General features: G+C 42.2%; 22 protein-coding genes. 7 read left to right on the top strand and 15 right to left on the bottom strand.

The features are described from left to right. Window positions 1-130: 130 nt before the first annotated feature. The gene (locus BLV00_RS17260) at window positions 131-412 is read right to left on the bottom strand and encodes an Fpa/YlaN family protein (protein ID WP_028782643.1); all 282 of its coding nucleotides are present in this window, start codon (window positions 410-412) and stop codon (window positions 131-133) included. Window positions 413-701: 289 nt separating this feature from the next. Further along, window positions 702-1,634, bottom strand: coding sequence for a glutaminase A (gene glsA, locus BLV00_RS17255; RefSeq protein WP_093046207.1), 933 nt, complete (start codon window positions 1,632-1,634; stop codon window positions 702-704). Window positions 1,635-1,720: 86 nt separating this feature from the next. On the opposite strand from glsA, the gene BLV00_RS17250 reads away from it, so the two are divergent. After that, on the top strand, window positions 1,721-2,209 hold the full coding sequence (locus tag BLV00_RS17250; protein WP_093046206.1) for a hypothetical protein: 489 nt from the start codon (window positions 1,721-1,723) through the stop codon (window positions 2,207-2,209). Between the two features lie 144 nt (window positions 2,210-2,353). Here the strand turns inward: BLV00_RS17250 and BLV00_RS17245 are convergent, their stop codons facing one another. Next, complete coding sequence (locus BLV00_RS17245; RefSeq protein ID WP_093046205.1) at window positions 2,354-3,676, bottom strand: PhoH family protein; 1,323 nt, start codon at window positions 3,674-3,676, stop codon at window positions 2,354-2,356. Between the two features lie 119 nt (window positions 3,677-3,795). On the opposite strand from BLV00_RS17245, the gene BLV00_RS17240 reads away from it, so the two are divergent. Further along, window positions 3,796-4,407, top strand: a complete 612-nt coding sequence (locus BLV00_RS17240; protein WP_093046204.1) for a YhcN/YlaJ family sporulation lipoprotein — start codon at window positions 3,796-3,798, stop codon at window positions 4,405-4,407. Window positions 4,408-4,421: 14 nt separating this feature from the next. On the opposite strand, the gene BLV00_RS17235 is transcribed toward BLV00_RS17240, so the two are convergent. From BLV00_RS17235 to BLV00_RS22410, 3 genes are all read right to left on the bottom strand, one after another. Next, window positions 4,422-4,712, bottom strand: coding sequence for a hypothetical protein (locus BLV00_RS17235; RefSeq protein ID WP_342723015.1), 291 nt, complete (start codon window positions 4,710-4,712; stop codon window positions 4,422-4,424). 65 nt (window positions 4,713-4,777) lie between these two features. Continuing rightward, window positions 4,778-5,230 carry a pyridoxamine 5'-phosphate oxidase family protein gene (locus tag BLV00_RS17230; protein ID WP_093046203.1) on the bottom strand — a complete coding sequence of 151 codons (453 nt, stop codon included), beginning with the start codon at window positions 5,228-5,230 and terminating at the stop codon, window positions 4,778-4,780. An 80-nt stretch (window positions 5,231-5,310) separates the two neighbouring features. Then, window positions 5,311-5,472: a hypothetical protein gene (locus tag BLV00_RS22410; protein WP_245729004.1), complete on the bottom strand. Its 162-nt coding sequence runs from the start codon at window positions 5,470-5,472 to the stop codon at window positions 5,311-5,313. Between BLV00_RS22410 and BLV00_RS17225 the strand changes: the two genes are divergently transcribed. Further along, window positions 5,398-5,562, top strand: coding sequence for a YlaI family protein (locus BLV00_RS17225; protein WP_245729003.1), 165 nt, complete (start codon window positions 5,398-5,400; stop codon window positions 5,560-5,562). The two genes, BLV00_RS22410 and BLV00_RS17225, sit on opposite strands and share 75 nt — an antisense overlap. Before the next feature lie 156 nt (window positions 5,563-5,718). On the opposite strand, the gene BLV00_RS17220 is transcribed toward BLV00_RS17225, so the two are convergent. Beyond that, window positions 5,719-6,003 (bottom strand): hypothetical protein, encoded by a 285-nt coding sequence (locus BLV00_RS17220; protein WP_093046201.1) that lies wholly within the window; start codon window positions 6,001-6,003, stop codon window positions 5,719-5,721. A gap of 20 nt (window positions 6,004-6,023) precedes the next feature. Continuing rightward, window positions 6,024-6,398 carry a YlaH-like family protein gene (locus tag BLV00_RS17215; protein ID WP_093046200.1) on the bottom strand — a complete coding sequence of 125 codons (375 nt, stop codon included), beginning with the start codon at window positions 6,396-6,398 and terminating at the stop codon, window positions 6,024-6,026. A gap of 153 nt (window positions 6,399-6,551) precedes the next feature. On the opposite strand from BLV00_RS17215, the gene BLV00_RS22090 reads away from it, so the two are divergent. Continuing rightward, window positions 6,552-6,722, top strand: a complete 171-nt coding sequence (locus BLV00_RS22090; protein WP_176791681.1) for a DUF5325 family protein — start codon at window positions 6,552-6,554, stop codon at window positions 6,720-6,722. 187 nt (window positions 6,723-6,909) lie between these two features. Here BLV00_RS22090 and BLV00_RS17210 read toward each other — a convergent pair whose 3' ends face one another. Together BLV00_RS17210 and BLV00_RS17205 are read right to left on the bottom strand one after the other, a co-directional pair. Continuing rightward, window positions 6,910-7,716: an inositol monophosphatase family protein gene (locus BLV00_RS17210; RefSeq protein WP_093046199.1), complete on the bottom strand. Its 807-nt coding sequence runs from the start codon at window positions 7,714-7,716 to the stop codon at window positions 6,910-6,912. A gap of 149 nt (window positions 7,717-7,865) precedes the next feature. Then, window positions 7,866-8,054, bottom strand: a complete 189-nt coding sequence (locus BLV00_RS17205) for a hypothetical protein (protein WP_028782633.1) — start codon at window positions 8,052-8,054, stop codon at window positions 7,866-7,868. 191 nt (window positions 8,055-8,245) lie between these two features. Here BLV00_RS17205 and BLV00_RS17200 point away from each other — a divergent pair, with 191 nt between their 5' ends. Continuing rightward, on the top strand, window positions 8,246-8,878 hold the full coding sequence (locus BLV00_RS17200; protein WP_093046198.1) for a YktB family protein: 633 nt from the start codon (window positions 8,246-8,248) through the stop codon (window positions 8,876-8,878). 102 nt (window positions 8,879-8,980) lie between these two features. Here the strand turns inward: BLV00_RS17200 and BLV00_RS17195 are convergent, their stop codons facing one another. Further along, window positions 8,981-9,250, bottom strand: a complete 270-nt coding sequence (locus tag BLV00_RS17195) for a UPF0223 family protein (protein ID WP_093046197.1) — start codon at window positions 9,248-9,250, stop codon at window positions 8,981-8,983. Window positions 9,251-9,268: 18 nt separating this feature from the next. Further along, complete coding sequence (locus tag BLV00_RS17190; protein WP_093046196.1) at window positions 9,269-10,228, bottom strand: NAD(P)H-dependent flavin oxidoreductase; 960 nt, start codon at window positions 10,226-10,228, stop codon at window positions 9,269-9,271. Between the two features lie 144 nt (window positions 10,229-10,372). Between BLV00_RS17190 and BLV00_RS17185 the strand changes: the two genes are divergently transcribed. Next, window positions 10,373-11,842 carry an aminotransferase class I/II-fold pyridoxal phosphate-dependent enzyme gene (locus BLV00_RS17185; RefSeq protein WP_093046195.1) on the top strand — a complete coding sequence of 490 codons (1,470 nt, stop codon included), beginning with the start codon at window positions 10,373-10,375 and terminating at the stop codon, window positions 11,840-11,842. Window positions 11,843-12,003: 161 nt separating this feature from the next. Here the strand turns inward: BLV00_RS17185 and BLV00_RS17180 are convergent, their stop codons facing one another. Together BLV00_RS17180 and BLV00_RS17175 are read right to left on the bottom strand one after the other, a co-directional pair. Further along, window positions 12,004-12,117: a GapA-binding peptide SR1P gene (locus BLV00_RS17180; protein WP_084315628.1), complete on the bottom strand. Its 114-nt coding sequence runs from the start codon at window positions 12,115-12,117 to the stop codon at window positions 12,004-12,006. 156 nt (window positions 12,118-12,273) lie between these two features. Beyond that, window positions 12,274-12,573 (bottom strand): DUF3055 domain-containing protein, encoded by a 300-nt coding sequence (locus BLV00_RS17175; RefSeq protein ID WP_093046194.1) that lies wholly within the window; start codon window positions 12,571-12,573, stop codon window positions 12,274-12,276. A 135-nt stretch (window positions 12,574-12,708) separates the two neighbouring features. Between BLV00_RS17175 and BLV00_RS17170 the strand changes: the two genes are divergently transcribed. Continuing rightward, window positions 12,709-13,140 (top strand): DUF1885 family protein, encoded by a 432-nt coding sequence (locus BLV00_RS17170; RefSeq protein WP_093046193.1) that lies wholly within the window; start codon window positions 12,709-12,711, stop codon window positions 13,138-13,140. 173 nt (window positions 13,141-13,313) lie between these two features. On the opposite strand, the gene BLV00_RS17165 is transcribed toward BLV00_RS17170, so the two are convergent. Then, the gene (locus tag BLV00_RS17165) at window positions 13,314-14,192 is read right to left on the bottom strand and encodes a polysaccharide deacetylase family protein (protein ID WP_093046192.1); all 879 of its coding nucleotides are present in this window, start codon (window positions 14,190-14,192) and stop codon (window positions 13,314-13,316) included. Between the last annotated feature and the right edge of the window lie 133 nt (window positions 14,193-14,325).

Here is a 14,325-nt window from a genome sequence, read left to right as displayed (position 1 = left end):
TTACTAGATTCATCGTTAAAGTCCTGCTTTATACAATAAATATTTTTTCACTTTAGTATGTAGAATCTGGATAAGGTGATATAAAAAAACCCAAATTACAACATTAGCTGTCGCAATTTGAGCTTATATATCAAGATTTCTGTGCAGCTTCATGTAATACATTCAACTGTTGTTCCAAGTTATCGAGCAAGGCTTTTCCTTCTTCCTCGGTAACCAGATTAAGGCGAACCGCGAAATCGATTTCTCGGGACAACCCAAACATTTGTGTATCTAAAACTTCTTCATATAATGGACACTGTGGCATGGTCAAATTATCCATTTGAACCTTGATTAACTTTAAGATCTTATCTGCATCAGCCTTGAGAAGGGCATAGGCTTTTTCGCGATGATCCACAGCCAGATCAGATAACATCAACATCCCCTCCAATAACAGACTTCTATTTATTATATTAGCGTCTGTCCCAGGAAATTGCAACATAAGATATATGTCAAACTTCAAAACCCTTTGCCTATTCCCCCATATGTTGCTACTATGATCCACTACTATAGTTAGACTAACGGATTATGGGAACTGCTTTACGCGAGGAAGACGGGAAGACTTTCTGAGCCCCCGCAACGAAGTGAGGAGACTTGGCTGGTAGTCCGCGGAAAGGCCCACACAATCATTTAGTTCATACATCAACTTGTTAAAACGGTGGAATTTAAAAAATGGATAAATCATAGCGGTTGGCGAGGAGTTCCAGTAGTTTTAGGCCGACGACGCTGTTTCCTTTTTCATCAAGGGCGGCTCCGTACACGGCAATGCCTCCATATCCATTGACTGCGCCGACTACTGCCCCTGATACCCCACTCTTTGCAGGTATGCCTACGCGTATGGCGAAAGACCCGGATGCATCATACATGCCACAAGTAACCATGAAGGTTTTGCAAATACGCGCTAAATGCCTCGGTAGGATCTGCCTGCCGGAATCCAGGTCTCTTCCATCGTTTGCAAATATAGCTCCAATACGTGCCAGGTGCTGGATGTTGACTTCGATGGCACATTGCTTCGTATAAGCATCCAATGTGTCTTCTACGCTGCCTTCGATTACCCCGTGCTGCTTCATGTAATAACTCAGAGACCGGTTCAGGTAAGCGGTTTTGAATTCAGAGTCGGCAACTTCTTCGTTGTAACGGATCGATTGATCATCCGTCATTTCATGGATAAAGCTGAGTAACCTGCCTACCTTCTCGTCCGGGTTAGCTCCATGGATCATGTTTGTTACAGCAAGGGCTCCGGCATTAATCATGGGGTTCAAGGGTTTCGATGGTGCATGCTGCTCCAGGCGATAAATCGAATGGAAAGGGTCTCCTGTTGGTTCCATCCCTACTCGGTCAAATACAAAATCTTCCCCATTGTCCATCAATGCTAATGCAAGGGACAATACCTTAGAAATACTTTGCAGTGTGAAACAACACTCCAGGTTCCCTGCGCTGATACACTCTCCGTCCAGATCATACACTGCTACAGCTAATTCTTCTGGATCCTGTTTGGCAAGTGCAGGGATATAGTCAGCTACTTTCCCGTCATGCGCCAGCGGTCTTACATTCTCTAACCAATCTTCCAACGTTTCTTTTGTCAAATTCTTTGCCACTTAAATGACCTCCTTCGGGTGCAATGATTGCAATTTTTTGCTATTCTGAATTATGGTGATTAATTTATTGAAAGGTGGCCCATGCCATGATTGTTCAAATAGCAGGAAATGTTAAATATCCAATCACACTTGATCCGACCGTGTGGATTTTTGATGACCGCAAAGTGACCTATGACGAAGCATTCGGGACAGGCGAAAAGGAACAAGACGAAGAGGATGAGCTCCAGAAAGCTTCTATGCGGTGGGATCGTGAGATTTACCAACAAAAAATTGATCCGCCAGTTAATAGAAGTATTTCCCGTTTTGAGAGAGAAAAAATCCTAAAAGAGACATATTTAATGGATTTAAAACCTTTTATCTCAACCAGCGAGCCTGCCAGTGACCTCAGCGGCGTTACATTGGAGACCACGGATGGCGATGTGGAAGTGACTGTAGAAAAGATGCGGCAAGCCCTGGCGTTGTTTTCAGTAGAAGGCCGCCCTTTGAAAGAAGATGGCCCGCTTCATCTATATTGGGAAGACGGCAGCAATAAAGATGAACCGATCAAAGGCGTTAAAAAGATCATTTTCCGTTAAAGCACAAAACGCCGACGCTTTGTCAGTAATCACACTTGACTAACTATCCAGTACAACCGTGCATAACGAAAAAGCTGGCTGGGCAGGTATGTTGGACATCCTCCCAGTCAGCTTTTTTATGCAACGACTTTTTTATGCAACGAATTACAAATAATCGGCTGCCAGTTGGGCTAATGGCGAACGTTCGCCCTTGATCAGTTTCACATGGCCGCTCAACGCATGGTGTTTGAATTTTTCAACCACATGCATGAGACCGTTATTATATTCATCCAAATAAGGGTGATCGATTTGCTGAGTGTCCCCCAGAAGTACGATCTTACTACCTTCACCAATCCTCGTCAGTATCGTCTTCACTTCATGCCGGGTGAGATTCTGCGCCTCATCAATCAATATCAACTGATCAGGTATGCTTCTCCCACGGATGTAGGTAAGGGCTTCAACCTGGATAGATCCGAGCCCCGACAAAATACCATCTAACTCTCCTGGCTTTTTCACGTCGAAAAGGTGTTCCAGATTGTCATAAATCGGCTGAACCCACGGTCTCAATTTCTCATCTTTCTCCCCTGGCAAATAGCCGAGATCTTTACCAAGCGGAACAATTGGTCGCGCAACCAGCATCTTTTTATAAAGCCCGAGATCCTCGATTTGCATCAAGCCGGCAGCAAGAGCCAGTAGGGTTTTTCCAGTCCCTGCTTTTCCTGTCAATGTTACCAGAGGTATGTCCCTTCTTAATAGCAGTTCGAGCGCCATCACCTGCTGGGCATTCCTGGGCTTTATCCCCCACACATGTTCATTTGAAAATTTGCATGGTTTGAGCACTCCGTTATGATCGACAATTCCCATCGCTGACTGGGAAGGGTTCGCACGGTTTTTGATAATAAAGAATTGATTAGGATAGTACGTGAGCGTCAATTCCTGGATAGACAGTTGACCTTCCTTATAAAAACGATCCAGCGTTTCCTTACTGGCATACAATTCTTCAAATCCTGCATATATTTCATCTTTATGGATCGCTCGCTCATTCAGATAATCTTCCGCAGGAATTCCCATTGCGTCTGCTTTTACCCGCATTAACATATCCTTTGACACTAAGATGACTTGCTTTCCATTTTTCTTTTGCTTCTCTTCCTCGTGCAAATTGTGGGCCACCGCTAATATCCTGTTATCATTTGTTTTTTCCACAAAAATTTCCTCCATCTTTTGATAAGAGCGGTGGTTCAGTTCTATTTTCAATTTTCCCCCATTACGAAGCAGAATCCCTTTGTGCAGTTCACCTTTCCCACGAAGCCTATCGATGATTCGGGATACCTGCCTTGCGTTTCGTCCAATTTCTTCCATGATCCTCTTTTTCGTGTCTACTTCTTCTAAAACCACAGCTGGTATGATCACTTCATTATCTTCAAAAGTGTAAATCGCGTTTGGATCCTGCAGCAAAACGTTGGTATCCAATACATAGATTTTTTTCAAAAGGTACGCCTCCTATATTAGGATGAATGGTTCCAAGGGTTCTTAACTCATTTATATGTTTCAATGCATAAGGATAGACGACCTGACAAACGCTAGTAAAAAAAGTAGGTGAACTTACGATGCAAAAACCCATCCTCAACACATTCTTGTTAATCGCTTTACTAATGATTACTGCCTGCCAGGGAGAGGACCCCGAGACGCTGCAGCAAGAAAGAGAAGGATCCGAACCATTGATGGTAAAGGATTCTGATCCAATTGAAAAAGAAGATAAGACAATCCAGCAAGCTGCAGAGCATCTCGCTAAATTAGCAACAGAAGTTCCGAATGTCCATGATGCTACGGCAATCGTTCTAGGCCCCTATGTGGTGGTCGGTATTGATGTAGATAAAGAACTTGATCGTTCACGTGTTGGAACAATCAAATACTCTGTCGGTGAATCCTTGAAACACGATCCATTCGGTAAACGGGCGGTGGTTGTTGCTGATGCTGACGGCGCTGAGAGAATCCGGCAGTTGAGAAACAAACTGCAAGAAGGTCATCCAATCCAGGCAGTAACAGAAGAATTAAGTGCCATAGTAGGGCGTTACATGCCAGAGATGCCGATCGATGACGACCGCGCAGAAGAACCTGATCAAAATAAAGAATCTGTCCCAGAACAAGAAGAACAAAAACTTGATGAAATTGAAGAAGAACAATCCAATGAACATTTGAACCGAAAAAAGAACAGCTAAATCCTTTTCAGGATTTAGCTGTTTGCTTTTTCAAGTATTTCGCGTTCTTTTTCTGTCAGTTCATTATAATACTGTACTCCAAATTGGGAGCCTTCGGAAACCATTTTAGTGTTTTCGTGATTGTCTTCCTGCGGATTGCCAGCAGCTTCGACTGGCAGATCGCTTCCTTCTGCTTTGGAGAAAAGCGACTGTGCTTTTCCTTTCCATTGTCCTCGGCGTTCTTCATCCTTCAGCATATAAGCTAGAGTGCCAGCGCCTAGTGCACCAACCGTTGAAAAAATCCATCTTTTCTTCAAAGAAATCATCCTTTCTTGGTCTTCCTATAGATACACTTCCCTTATTGAATTTATTTGAAACAGCATTTTCTTGGTTATTTTTGTAATGCAGACATGACTTGACGGTCTAATTTGGCAGCTGCCTGCTTATCATAAGTTTTGTCATAATCAGGACCTTTGGAGATTTTCGCTCCATAAAACATGACATCCCTCACCTCTTCAATGTCCACTTCGATTTTGGCTAGTTTCAACGGGATTTCTCCAATTCTCTCTGTCAGAATTCGGGCCTTCCCTTTAATAGAATAAGTCGATTCGGCATCTATTAGTGTCAGTACGACGTTTGGGGAGGTATTGATGTTCCTGACAATAACGGATCGATTATCAACAGCAAACAATAGCGAATGTTTATCTTTCGCATATACCCAGCTGATGGCATTCACCATGGGGGATTGATTTTCTTGACTATACGTAGACAACAACATAAACGTTTCCTCTTGCAGCAGTTCATATTGCGTATCATTCAACAGGTGCTCTACTTGGTTCGCCATACGGACTCCTCCTTTACAAAATACAGGAACTCTGAATTACAATGGAAACAATCCAAAAATGCGTGATGCCATGGATTATGTTATACTTTTTTTATATTATAGCTATTACTATTATCTGAGGTGAAACTATGCGTGTCCAATGCGTAATATGCGATGAAATAAACAGCATAGACAGTAATTGTCTGCAAGCGAAGCGGCTGAGAAACCGCCGGCTTACCACCTACATGTGTCCAAGCTGTCATCAACGTATTGGGGAAAAGACGAAAAAAAGACTGGCAACTGGCGATTTCCGCGTCTACAAAGAGCGAAAAAGTGAACAATATTTATCTTAACCCAATACGTATTACAAAGAGGCTGACCAGTTAATAAAGGTCAGCCTTTTGTTATACTTAAAGAAAGTTTTAACTTTGTTGAAGGATCAAAGTATAAGAAAAGACAAAGGCTTTCGACATAAGTACTTGGCGACAAGCCAAGTTTTTCTAATGGTTTCAGCTGTAGTTTTTGAACTTATGCGGTTCGTCCTTGATTTGGACGAGCATCAAGTCAATCAGCTCGGCAGGAAAGCGAAGCTTACGCACTTCTTCTGAGGTGTGGCAGGTGACTTGATATAATTCATTCTCACAATTGACCTCTATTTCCTTTACTTGATGATCACTTTGCAGCATCTCATAAAAGAAATCAGCTGTTTCATTAGCTGAAGCATCATCCGGACGATAATCTGCTACTACCTGGATCGTTAACCAATTATATACAGCATCTTGCAATGAGCGCATACGCTTCACCTCTCCTTTTTCTATGAGCTTTCATTTCGGGACTCTCGTTCCCGGTGAAGCCGGATACGATAAATCCCCAATACAATGGCGGAAGCCAGTAAACTTTCAGCGATTGGCAAGTTCAAACCTAAAATTAGAGTTAAAAAGAAAGTACCAATCACCAAAACACCATATACGATCAAATTCTGCAACAATGGCAGTTTTCTGGCAAAACCAAGCTTGAAAGTGATAATAGCAAGAGTGACGACTGTCAAATACAATAAAAAGAAGCCACGGAATAACAAGGCCACTTCATCTTCATTATTCATATTCACTTCTGTACCCAGTCCCTGGAAGAACATATCTGCAATTGGCCACAGATCATTGGGTACGTTCAAAACATTTTCCTCGTTCATGATGTTCCCCCTTGTTCTCTCTTGTCTCCATGATACTAAACAATAAGGAATGGCGCTACAAGAAAATCTCAGAATATCATTGTGGATTCGACCGTTTTCAACAAAGGAAATGTCGGCTATACTGGATAGGTACATATAAAAGAGGTGATTGAAATGAATAAAATAGACTGGAAAAGGATGTTCGTCGCTTTTTTAGCTATCCTTTGTTTCGTATTTGTCGGTTTTGCATTAGGGATAAGGAATTTTTGGCTGGCAGGATTATTTCTGCTTCTTGGTTTTGCCATCATGGGGTTCGGGATTGCCGGAAAGAGAAAACGATCGTGAAGTCTCATAGGGCTGTCGCTTGATGCGCCAGCCTTTTCGGGGAATCTTTGTTCTTTAATCGTACAGGGAGGATCAGGTGAGGGCAATATACTGTTAAGAGCGCCTATTCTCCCACGAAAAAACAAAAAAGCTTGTAGAAAACATGAAGTTTCTCTACAAGCTTTTTTAGTTACAAGAACGGATGTCCCTATATTTTCAATTCCACATATTCGTTGACGATTTCCTGATGGATATCACGGTGCGATGTCAAAATAGAATTTTTCTCCAGCATATTGACCGGCTGACCATTTGCCTGCGTGGTGATGCCGCCGACTTCTTCAACAATGACAATACCTGCTGCGATATCCCATGGCATCAGGCTCATCGTCAAATAACCATCGATAATTCCTTCAGCGACGAAGGCGAATTCCAGGGCAGCGGAGCCAAAGGAACGGGTGCCTCTTACCTTCTCCACCAATCGATGGATCCCTTCTTCCCCTACTCGTTTATTACGGAGCGCCCAAAACGAATTGATCGCAAGAATCGATTTATCCAATTCCTGCGGCTCCTCAAGTCTTTCTAGAGGCTCACCATTTTTGTATGCACCTTCCCCCCTAATGGCTGTATAAAGAACATCGGCCATGACATCATAAATCAGCCCGATTTCGCCGATGCCATCGTAATATATTCCGATAGAAATAGCGAAGTTCCTTTTTTGATGAACGAAATTCATCGTGCCATCGATCGGGTCGACAATCCACACGGTGCCATCGAGGGTCTGAATATCATCACCGAACCCTTCTTCGCCGAACAGCTGGTGTTCCGGGTAATGACTGCGGATTTTTTCTACAAAAAACCTTTCTGTATCCTTATCCAATTCTGTAACCAGATCATTCGGGTTTGATTTCGTTTCAACTTTAAACGGCTGTTCCATCCGCTTTCTGATTTGTTCACCTGCTTCAAGCACCCACACTTTTGCCTGCTCAAATATTTGCTGTCTTGCTTGTTTTTCCATGACAAGAACCCCTTTTACATAAATACGTAATTGTTGTTGTTGTTTCAGCCTAACAGAGTTTTTGCCTGGTTTCACGCTCCCATAGTTAGGCAAAGCAATGTCTCTGTTTCATTATATACAAAAACAGAGCAACTTATCAGCTGCTCTGTTTATGCCATCCATTGGATAAGTTCGGTACGTAACTCATTCAAGCGTTGCTTACTGTTGGCTATTTGCTCTTCATCTTCCTCCATCATCGCGTCATATAAGGTCATCAATTCGTAATCTATCTCCAACCGGATGACGGGGAGTCTTTCTTCAGCCTCACGGCGCCTTAACGCTTCCATTACACGCTTCATTTAGTCTTCCCTCCCTTATATAAACCCTCGTTTGTCTATTTATATGAGCAGTTTGCTTGATCGGTATGTGTTTTTATTACTTTTATTTAACCAAAATTACAGAGTTTCAAACCAAAAGAACGTATTATTTAGAAGATGGATCTGACTATGGTAAACTTTCTACTAGCAGAACGATTAGGAGTTGATGGTTAATGGAGCAATTCAATGGTTTTTCAGAGAAAGACTTTGACGTCTTTAATATTCCAGGTCTGGATGAACGCATGGAGGTACTGAAAGCTCAGGTTTCTCCTAAGCTCGAAGCGATTGCTACAGAACTCGCCCCCGACCTAACTGCGTTGACTGGAGATGAAATGTTCGTCCATGTCGCAAAACATGCAAGGCGTACAAAAAATCCACCTAATGATACATGGGCCGCTCTTGCCAACAGCAACCGTGGTTATAAAAAACTTCCTCATTTTCAAATTGGATTATGGGAGTCGCATGTGTTCGTCTGGTTTGCCGTGATTTATGAAAGTCCGGTGAAACAGGGCTTCGCAAAAGCAATTAAGAAAGAAGACTACCAAATTCGAAAAGAAATACCAGAAGACTTCGTCTGGTCCATCGATCATATGACACCGGATGCTATCCCTCAAAAAGAATTGACGGAAGAAAAATTCAGCGAGATGGTCGATCGCCTGGAAAATGTAAAAAAAGCTGAGCTGCTTTGCGGGCTTAACATAGACCGAAACGATCCTATTTTGAAAGATGCTGATAAATTTCTCGCTCGATGCAAAGGCGCATTCGAAACTCTCGAATCCCTTTACCGCATGGCAAAACAGGCTTGATTCCAATGCTCTACTAAGAGAATTGGATCAGATAAAAAAATTGTCTTCCCACAAAAAAAGTCTGCTCCTCACCAGAAGTGGCAAGGGGCAGACTTTTTTAAATTACATACTCACTTTATCTTCGGTACCCATTTCTTTCGCTTTTTTCACAGTCCGGTAACAGGAGTAGCCGGATTCTTTCTCGAACTTACCGCATAATTGTTTTTCTTCACTTTTAGAAGGAACGATCTGCTTGAACCTGGTATAGGCAAGCATCAATTCATCCCGCTTTACATTTTTCTCATACGCCTGTTCTACTAATGAGTAGAAATTGACAACATCAATGATTTCTTGTTTTGACCATGTTTCGTCGATTGGATAGGTATAATTCATATTCATGACCCCTTTCGTTCACTGGCTCCATTTGTTCCGGATTTCTTCTGCTTCCGAAAGCATACTTGTAAATAAAGCTTGCACGGAAGGCACATCCTTTATTCTGCCTGCAACCTGGCCAGCCCAGGCAAAGCCATTATCTATTTCGCCTTGATAAATATATCGTTTATTCGCTTCCCCGCTGATAAAAGACTTTAAACCTTCATAGCCCGGGTTACCGGTTTCTAATTGAAGAATTTCATCGGTCCATTTATTTTTCAAGGCTCTTGCGGGAGCTTTCAACGTTTTTTTGATTACAGCGGTACTCATTTCATCTGCTTCCACTAATGCTTGTTTATACTTTTCGTGGGCATGGATGCATTCTTTCGTCGCAATGAACCTGGTGCCCATTTCGATTCCTTCCGCTCCAAGGCTTAAAGCAGCCATTAGACCGCGGCCATCGCCAATACCTCCGGATGCAATGACAGGAATTGAAACGGCATCGACTACTTGTGGGGTAAGTACGAATGTTCCGATGTCATCCCGGCCGATATGTCCTCCTCCTTCATGGCCTACGACCATGACGGCATCTGCACCGAGTTCTTCCGCTTTCTCTGCCTGTCTTCTGGCGGCAACGAGCACTAATTTTTTTATAGAGGTGCCCTCGACCATCTCGAGTACTGGTTTAGGATTGCCTCCTGTTACGGAAATAACCGGTACTTCTTCCTTGATAGCAGCTTCGACCATATGCTCAAACGGCCGGCCGTGCTGGCCGATGGCAAAGTTCACCCCGACGGGTTTTTCAGTCATTGTTTTGACACGCCTGATTTCCTTTGTTAGGTGTTCTGGTCCATCCATGCTCATAGCAGTGATCTGACCAAGGCCACCTGCTTTAGAAACAGCTGCAGCAAGATCAGCGTAGGCAAGATGAGCCAAGCCGCCCTGGATAATCGGATATGTAATTCCCAGCAAATCTGTTACTCTTGTTTCCCAATTCATTTTTCCTTCCTCCTTTTTTACATTCTATCATGATAGTTCGATACGGCTTCAACTAATATCCTTACCTGCAAAAATGCTAGCCACAATTGCCCGCATCTGCTATAATTCATATGTTTTATACGATTTTATGAAGAGGTGTAGCAATTGTCTCAAGACAAAACTCCATTGTTTTCGGGTTTGTTAGCTCATATGGAAAAGAACCCGATTCCATTTCATATTCCCGGCCATAAAAAAGGAAAAGGGATGGATGAAGAATTCCGTCACTTTATCGGTGACAATGCTCTATCAATCGACCTGATCAATATCGAGCCATTGGATGATCTTCACCATCCACACGGGATCATCAAAGAAGCCCAGGATCTTGCTGCTGAAGCTTTCGGGGCTGATTATACATTTTTCTCTGTACAAGGAACCAGTGGGGCAATCATGACCATGGTAATGAGTGTCTGCCATCCCGGAGATAAAATTATTGTACCAAGAAACGTCCATAAGTCGGTCACAACGGCTATCATTTTTTCAGGTGCGACTCCGATATTCATCCATCCGGAGCTGGATAAGCGGTTAGGTATTTCTCACGGTATCACCCCAGAAGCGGTAAACCGGGCGCTTGAAGCCCACCCTGACGCTAAAGGAGTACTCGTTATCAATCCTACTTATTTTGGGATTGCTGCTGATTTAAAGAAAATTGTCGAGGTGGCACATGATTATGACGTACCTGTATTAGTTGATGAGGCACATGGTGTCCATATTCATTTTCATGATACACTCCCATTATCGGCCATGCAGGCAGGAGCGGATCTGGCGGCAACAAGTGTTCATAAGCTCGGCGGCTCGATGACACAGAGTTCCGTCTTAAATTTAAAAGAAGGTCTGGTTTCCCATGAACGTGTTCAGGCGATATTATCGATGCTGACGACGACATCGACATCTTACCTGCTGCTCGCTTCTCTCGATACCGCCCGGAGACAATTAGCTGTTAAAGGAAAAGATATGATTGACGAGACGATTATCCTGGCAGAACGTACACGTAAGTCAATCAATCAACTGTCCGGACTGTATTGTGTGGGAAGAGAAATTATCGGCAGCGACGCGACCTTCGATTATGATCCTACAAAGCTGATCATTTCGGTCAAAGACTTGGGAGTGACAGGCTACGATGTGGAAGTATGGCTGCGCCAGCATTACAACATTGAAGTGGAATTATCTGACTTATATAACATCCTCTGTCTTGTAACACCAGGAGATACAATAGAAGAAACCGGTTTGCTGGTACATGCTTTGAAAGAGTTGGCATCCAGCCGGCCTGTCCTGGAAGCGAATGAGGAGATCAAGGTCAAAGTTCCGGAAATTCCATTGCTTGCTTTATCGCCGAGGGAAGCATTTTATTCGGAGACCGAAGTCGTTGCTCTTGACGAAGGTATCGGCCGGATCAGTGCTGAATCGCTGATGATCTACCCGCCTGGTATCCCGATTTTTATCCCAGGCGAAATCATTACAAAAGAAAATGTGGCTTATATACGAGAAAACCTGGAAGCAGGCTTGCCAGTACAGGGACCAGAGGATGAAACGCTTGAAACTATCCGTGTCATCAAAGAACATCGGGCTTTCAAGTAAATACACGATTATTCAAAAAACTTGGCTTTTCGCCAAGTACGTATGGCGAATGCCTTAGTATGTTCTTATACTTGAATCCTTTAACAAAGGTAAACTTTAATATAGTATAAAAAATGAACCCCACCAGATATCCGGTGGGGTTTTCATTATGTCACACTATTTTATTTTTTCTCTTTCGGATTGCATGACGGACAAGTACTATAAAGAGTGGAAACCTTCTCATCCTCATAATGTTCAATAATTCTTTGGCAATCTTGACATACAATTGTACCCATCTGAACATCCAGCTCCTTTACAAGTATTTTTGTAATCGTTTTCAGGTTATGTTCTCATTTTAATATGACACATTTAAAAAATCAAGCCTAAAAAGTATGTCACATTAATAATTCTTTTCCCACTTAAGTCATCCTGTAAACGAACTGGGGGTAATTTTACTCGTAAGAAGCTTCCATCAGCTCTGCCGGAGGTACAACTTCATCAAGAAAATCTGCTAAATCAATCGCTACACCCTGGTTAGGAAGCCGGAATTTCTTTTGCAGGAAATCTAAATCTTTAACATCCGCACTATCGAACAAAGCGGATTGTCCTGTCTGCATGCACACAATTAACGGTTTCCCGAAAAATTGACTGGTATAGATGATACCGAAATCATACCTCCCTTCCTTGGTGGTAAATCCGACAAACCTGACATTAGACTGTTCCATTTCATCATACAATTTCTCCATATACATAGTTTACCTCCTTTTATTTTTAAGCCGTTTCGGCTTTTTCACCTCATTAAATCTTTGAACGTGACAAATGTTATTGAGCAGGGGACTATGAAAGTGCTAACATGAAATTAGAAACTAATGACAGGAGTTGGAAAAATGGGAAAAAGCGCATTCATTCATCTGGTAAAAGAAAGTGTCCAACAGACAATTTCGTTGAAAGAAATTCAGGATTTGCTTAACTATTATCAGGAAATAACGTCAAAAACCGGCGAACAACTCGATTGGAGCTACAGCGGTCATGCTTTTCCTTACTTAATTACGGAGAAGAAAGACGACAACGGCAACTACCTGCATTTGAAAGGAAGAGACCCTAATTATCAACATCTACTAATCGGAGTAGGAAGTACAAAGGGAGTAACAGAAGATGATGAACAATATTTCATTCAAATCACGTTGCCTGAAGCTTCGACACATGGAGATAAAAACAAAGGAAATGAGTTGGCTAAATTCTTTGCGAAGAAATTAGAAGGAAAATTACAGTTATTCAACGAGCGTATTATGTATTATTATAAACGAAAACTTTCATAAATAGAATAAAAATGCATTACATTGTATCCGATTGAACCTTATTACGTAGTGAAAAGCGCTGGCAAAAATTAACCTTCATTGATTGTCGAATGAAATGGATGTTAAGTCCACTACAGTCATAATAATAAAAAATACCATCACACAAGTTTATCTACTTGATGATGGTATTTTTATTATGGCCGCTTGATTAAAGCTGGATCTAACAGCTCATATCCTTTTTCCTCAAGCCCGGTGACAATCTCCTCCAATCCATTTGCTGTCCATTCACGATCATGCATCAGCAGGTTGGCTCCGTCTGTCAACAGCGGGGTTTCTACCATAATTTGTGCTATTGCGGATGCACTCTGGTAATCTTTCTCCCAGTCATAGCCATAAGTCCAGTTCATCAGCAGCATTCCTTCCTCTTCCGCCAGCTGCTTTGTGTAATCGGTATTTTGGCCAAATGGTGCTCGAAAAAATTCCGGTCTCTCCCCGATGATTTCTTCCACCCGATCATTCAAACCAATTATTTCTTCATATTGCTGCTCTTTAGTCAGAGCAGGCAAAGAGGAATGACTATAGGTATGGTTTCCGATAGGGAATCCCAATTCATGAATCTGTTTCAACTTTTTTTCTTCCTCTGGAGTATCTAAGAAATGACCATTAACAAAAAATATTGCTGGCGCTCCTAATTCTTTCAATGTTTTTGCCATTTCCACACTATATTTATCTGGAGCATCATCAATGGTAATCAAAGCTACTTTTTCGTTCGCCTGCCCATCTATCGGTTGAAAAGCCCAGTTTCCTGATAATTCGTAAACAGGCTCTATTACAATCTCTTCCGCTTGTTTCGCTAAAGCACCTGAAGCTTCTTCCTCAGATCCTTCAGCTTTTTTACTTGTACTTTGATTATCTGCTTCTTTCGTCTCCCCCTCTTCCGTCTTTGGAGCTTCTGTTCCTTCCTTTGATTCTGCTTTGACTGTCTCATCCTGGGACACATTTTCACTCGTACTGCAGGCGCCCAAAAGCCCAATCATAACCATTGCCAATAAAGATACCAACTTTTTGTTCATGTAAAGACCCCCAGATGTTATTTTTTTCTATGTATTTCCAACAATTACATTATATATGATTTATTATAGTTTTTACTATGGTTTCCCGTTAATTTATACTATAATTAGAAATCGTGGCTGGAGCCAAAGAAAA

Origin of the sequence: Thalassobacillus cyri (assembly GCF_900107755.1) — a bacterium.
Taxonomy (GTDB): Bacteria; Bacillota; Bacilli; order Bacillales; family Halobacillaceae; genus Thalassobacillus; species Thalassobacillus cyri.
The sequence above is the reverse complement of the archived record's forward strand: the minus strand, read 5'-3'. Positions and strand labels throughout refer to the sequence as shown.

Excerpts from the sequence above, each read along its gene's own strand:
- BLV00_RS17260 (WP_028782643.1), bottom strand. The coding sequence starts at position 412 with ATGTTATCTGATCTGGCTGTGGATCATCGCGAAAAAGCCTATGCCCTT.
- BLV00_RS17250 (WP_093046206.1), top strand. The coding sequence starts at position 1,721 with ATGATTGTTCAAATAGCAGGAAATGTTAAATATCCAATCACACTTGAT.
- BLV00_RS17240 (WP_093046204.1), top strand. The coding sequence starts at position 3,796 with ATGCAAAAACCCATCCTCAACACATTCTTGTTAATCGCTTTACTAATG.
- BLV00_RS17235 (WP_342723015.1), bottom strand. The coding sequence starts at position 4,712 with ATGATTTCTTTGAAGAAAAGATGGATTTTTTCAACGGTTGGTGCACTA.
- BLV00_RS17230 (WP_093046203.1), bottom strand. The coding sequence starts at position 5,230 with ATGGCGAACCAAGTAGAGCACCTGTTGAATGATACGCAATATGAACTG.
- BLV00_RS22410 (WP_245729004.1), bottom strand. The coding sequence starts at position 5,472 with ATGACAGCTTGGACACATGTAGGTGGTAAGCCGGCGGTTTCTCAGCCG.
- BLV00_RS17220 (WP_093046201.1), bottom strand. The coding sequence starts at position 6,003 with ATGCGCTCATTGCAAGATGCTGTATATAATTGGTTAACGATCCAGGTA.
- BLV00_RS17215 (WP_093046200.1), bottom strand. The coding sequence starts at position 6,398 with ATGAACGAGGAAAATGTTTTGAACGTACCCAATGATCTGTGGCCAATT.
- BLV00_RS22090 (WP_176791681.1), top strand. The coding sequence starts at position 6,552 with ATGAATAAAATAGACTGGAAAAGGATGTTCGTCGCTTTTTTAGCTATC.
- BLV00_RS17210 (WP_093046199.1), bottom strand. The coding sequence starts at position 7,716 with ATGGAAAAACAAGCAAGACAGCAAATATTTGAGCAGGCAAAAGTGTGG.
- BLV00_RS17205 (WP_028782633.1), bottom strand. The coding sequence starts at position 8,054 with ATGAAGCGTGTAATGGAAGCGTTAAGGCGCCGTGAGGCTGAAGAAAGA.
- BLV00_RS17200 (WP_093046198.1), top strand. The coding sequence starts at position 8,246 with ATGGAGCAATTCAATGGTTTTTCAGAGAAAGACTTTGACGTCTTTAAT.
- BLV00_RS17195 (WP_093046197.1), bottom strand. The coding sequence starts at position 9,250 with ATGAATTATACCTATCCAATCGACGAAACATGGTCAAAACAAGAAATC.
- BLV00_RS17190 (WP_093046196.1), bottom strand. The coding sequence starts at position 10,228 with ATGAATTGGGAAACAAGAGTAACAGATTTGCTGGGAATTACATATCCG.
- BLV00_RS17180 (WP_084315628.1), bottom strand. The coding sequence starts at position 12,117 with ATGGGTACAATTGTATGTCAAGATTGCCAAAGAATTATTGAACATTAT.
- BLV00_RS17175 (WP_093046194.1), bottom strand. The coding sequence starts at position 12,573 with ATGTATATGGAGAAATTGTATGATGAAATGGAACAGTCTAATGTCAGG.
- BLV00_RS17170 (WP_093046193.1), top strand. The coding sequence starts at position 12,709 with ATGGGAAAAAGCGCATTCATTCATCTGGTAAAAGAAAGTGTCCAACAG.
- BLV00_RS17165 (WP_093046192.1), bottom strand. The coding sequence starts at position 14,192 with ATGAACAAAAAGTTGGTATCTTTATTGGCAATGGTTATGATTGGGCTT.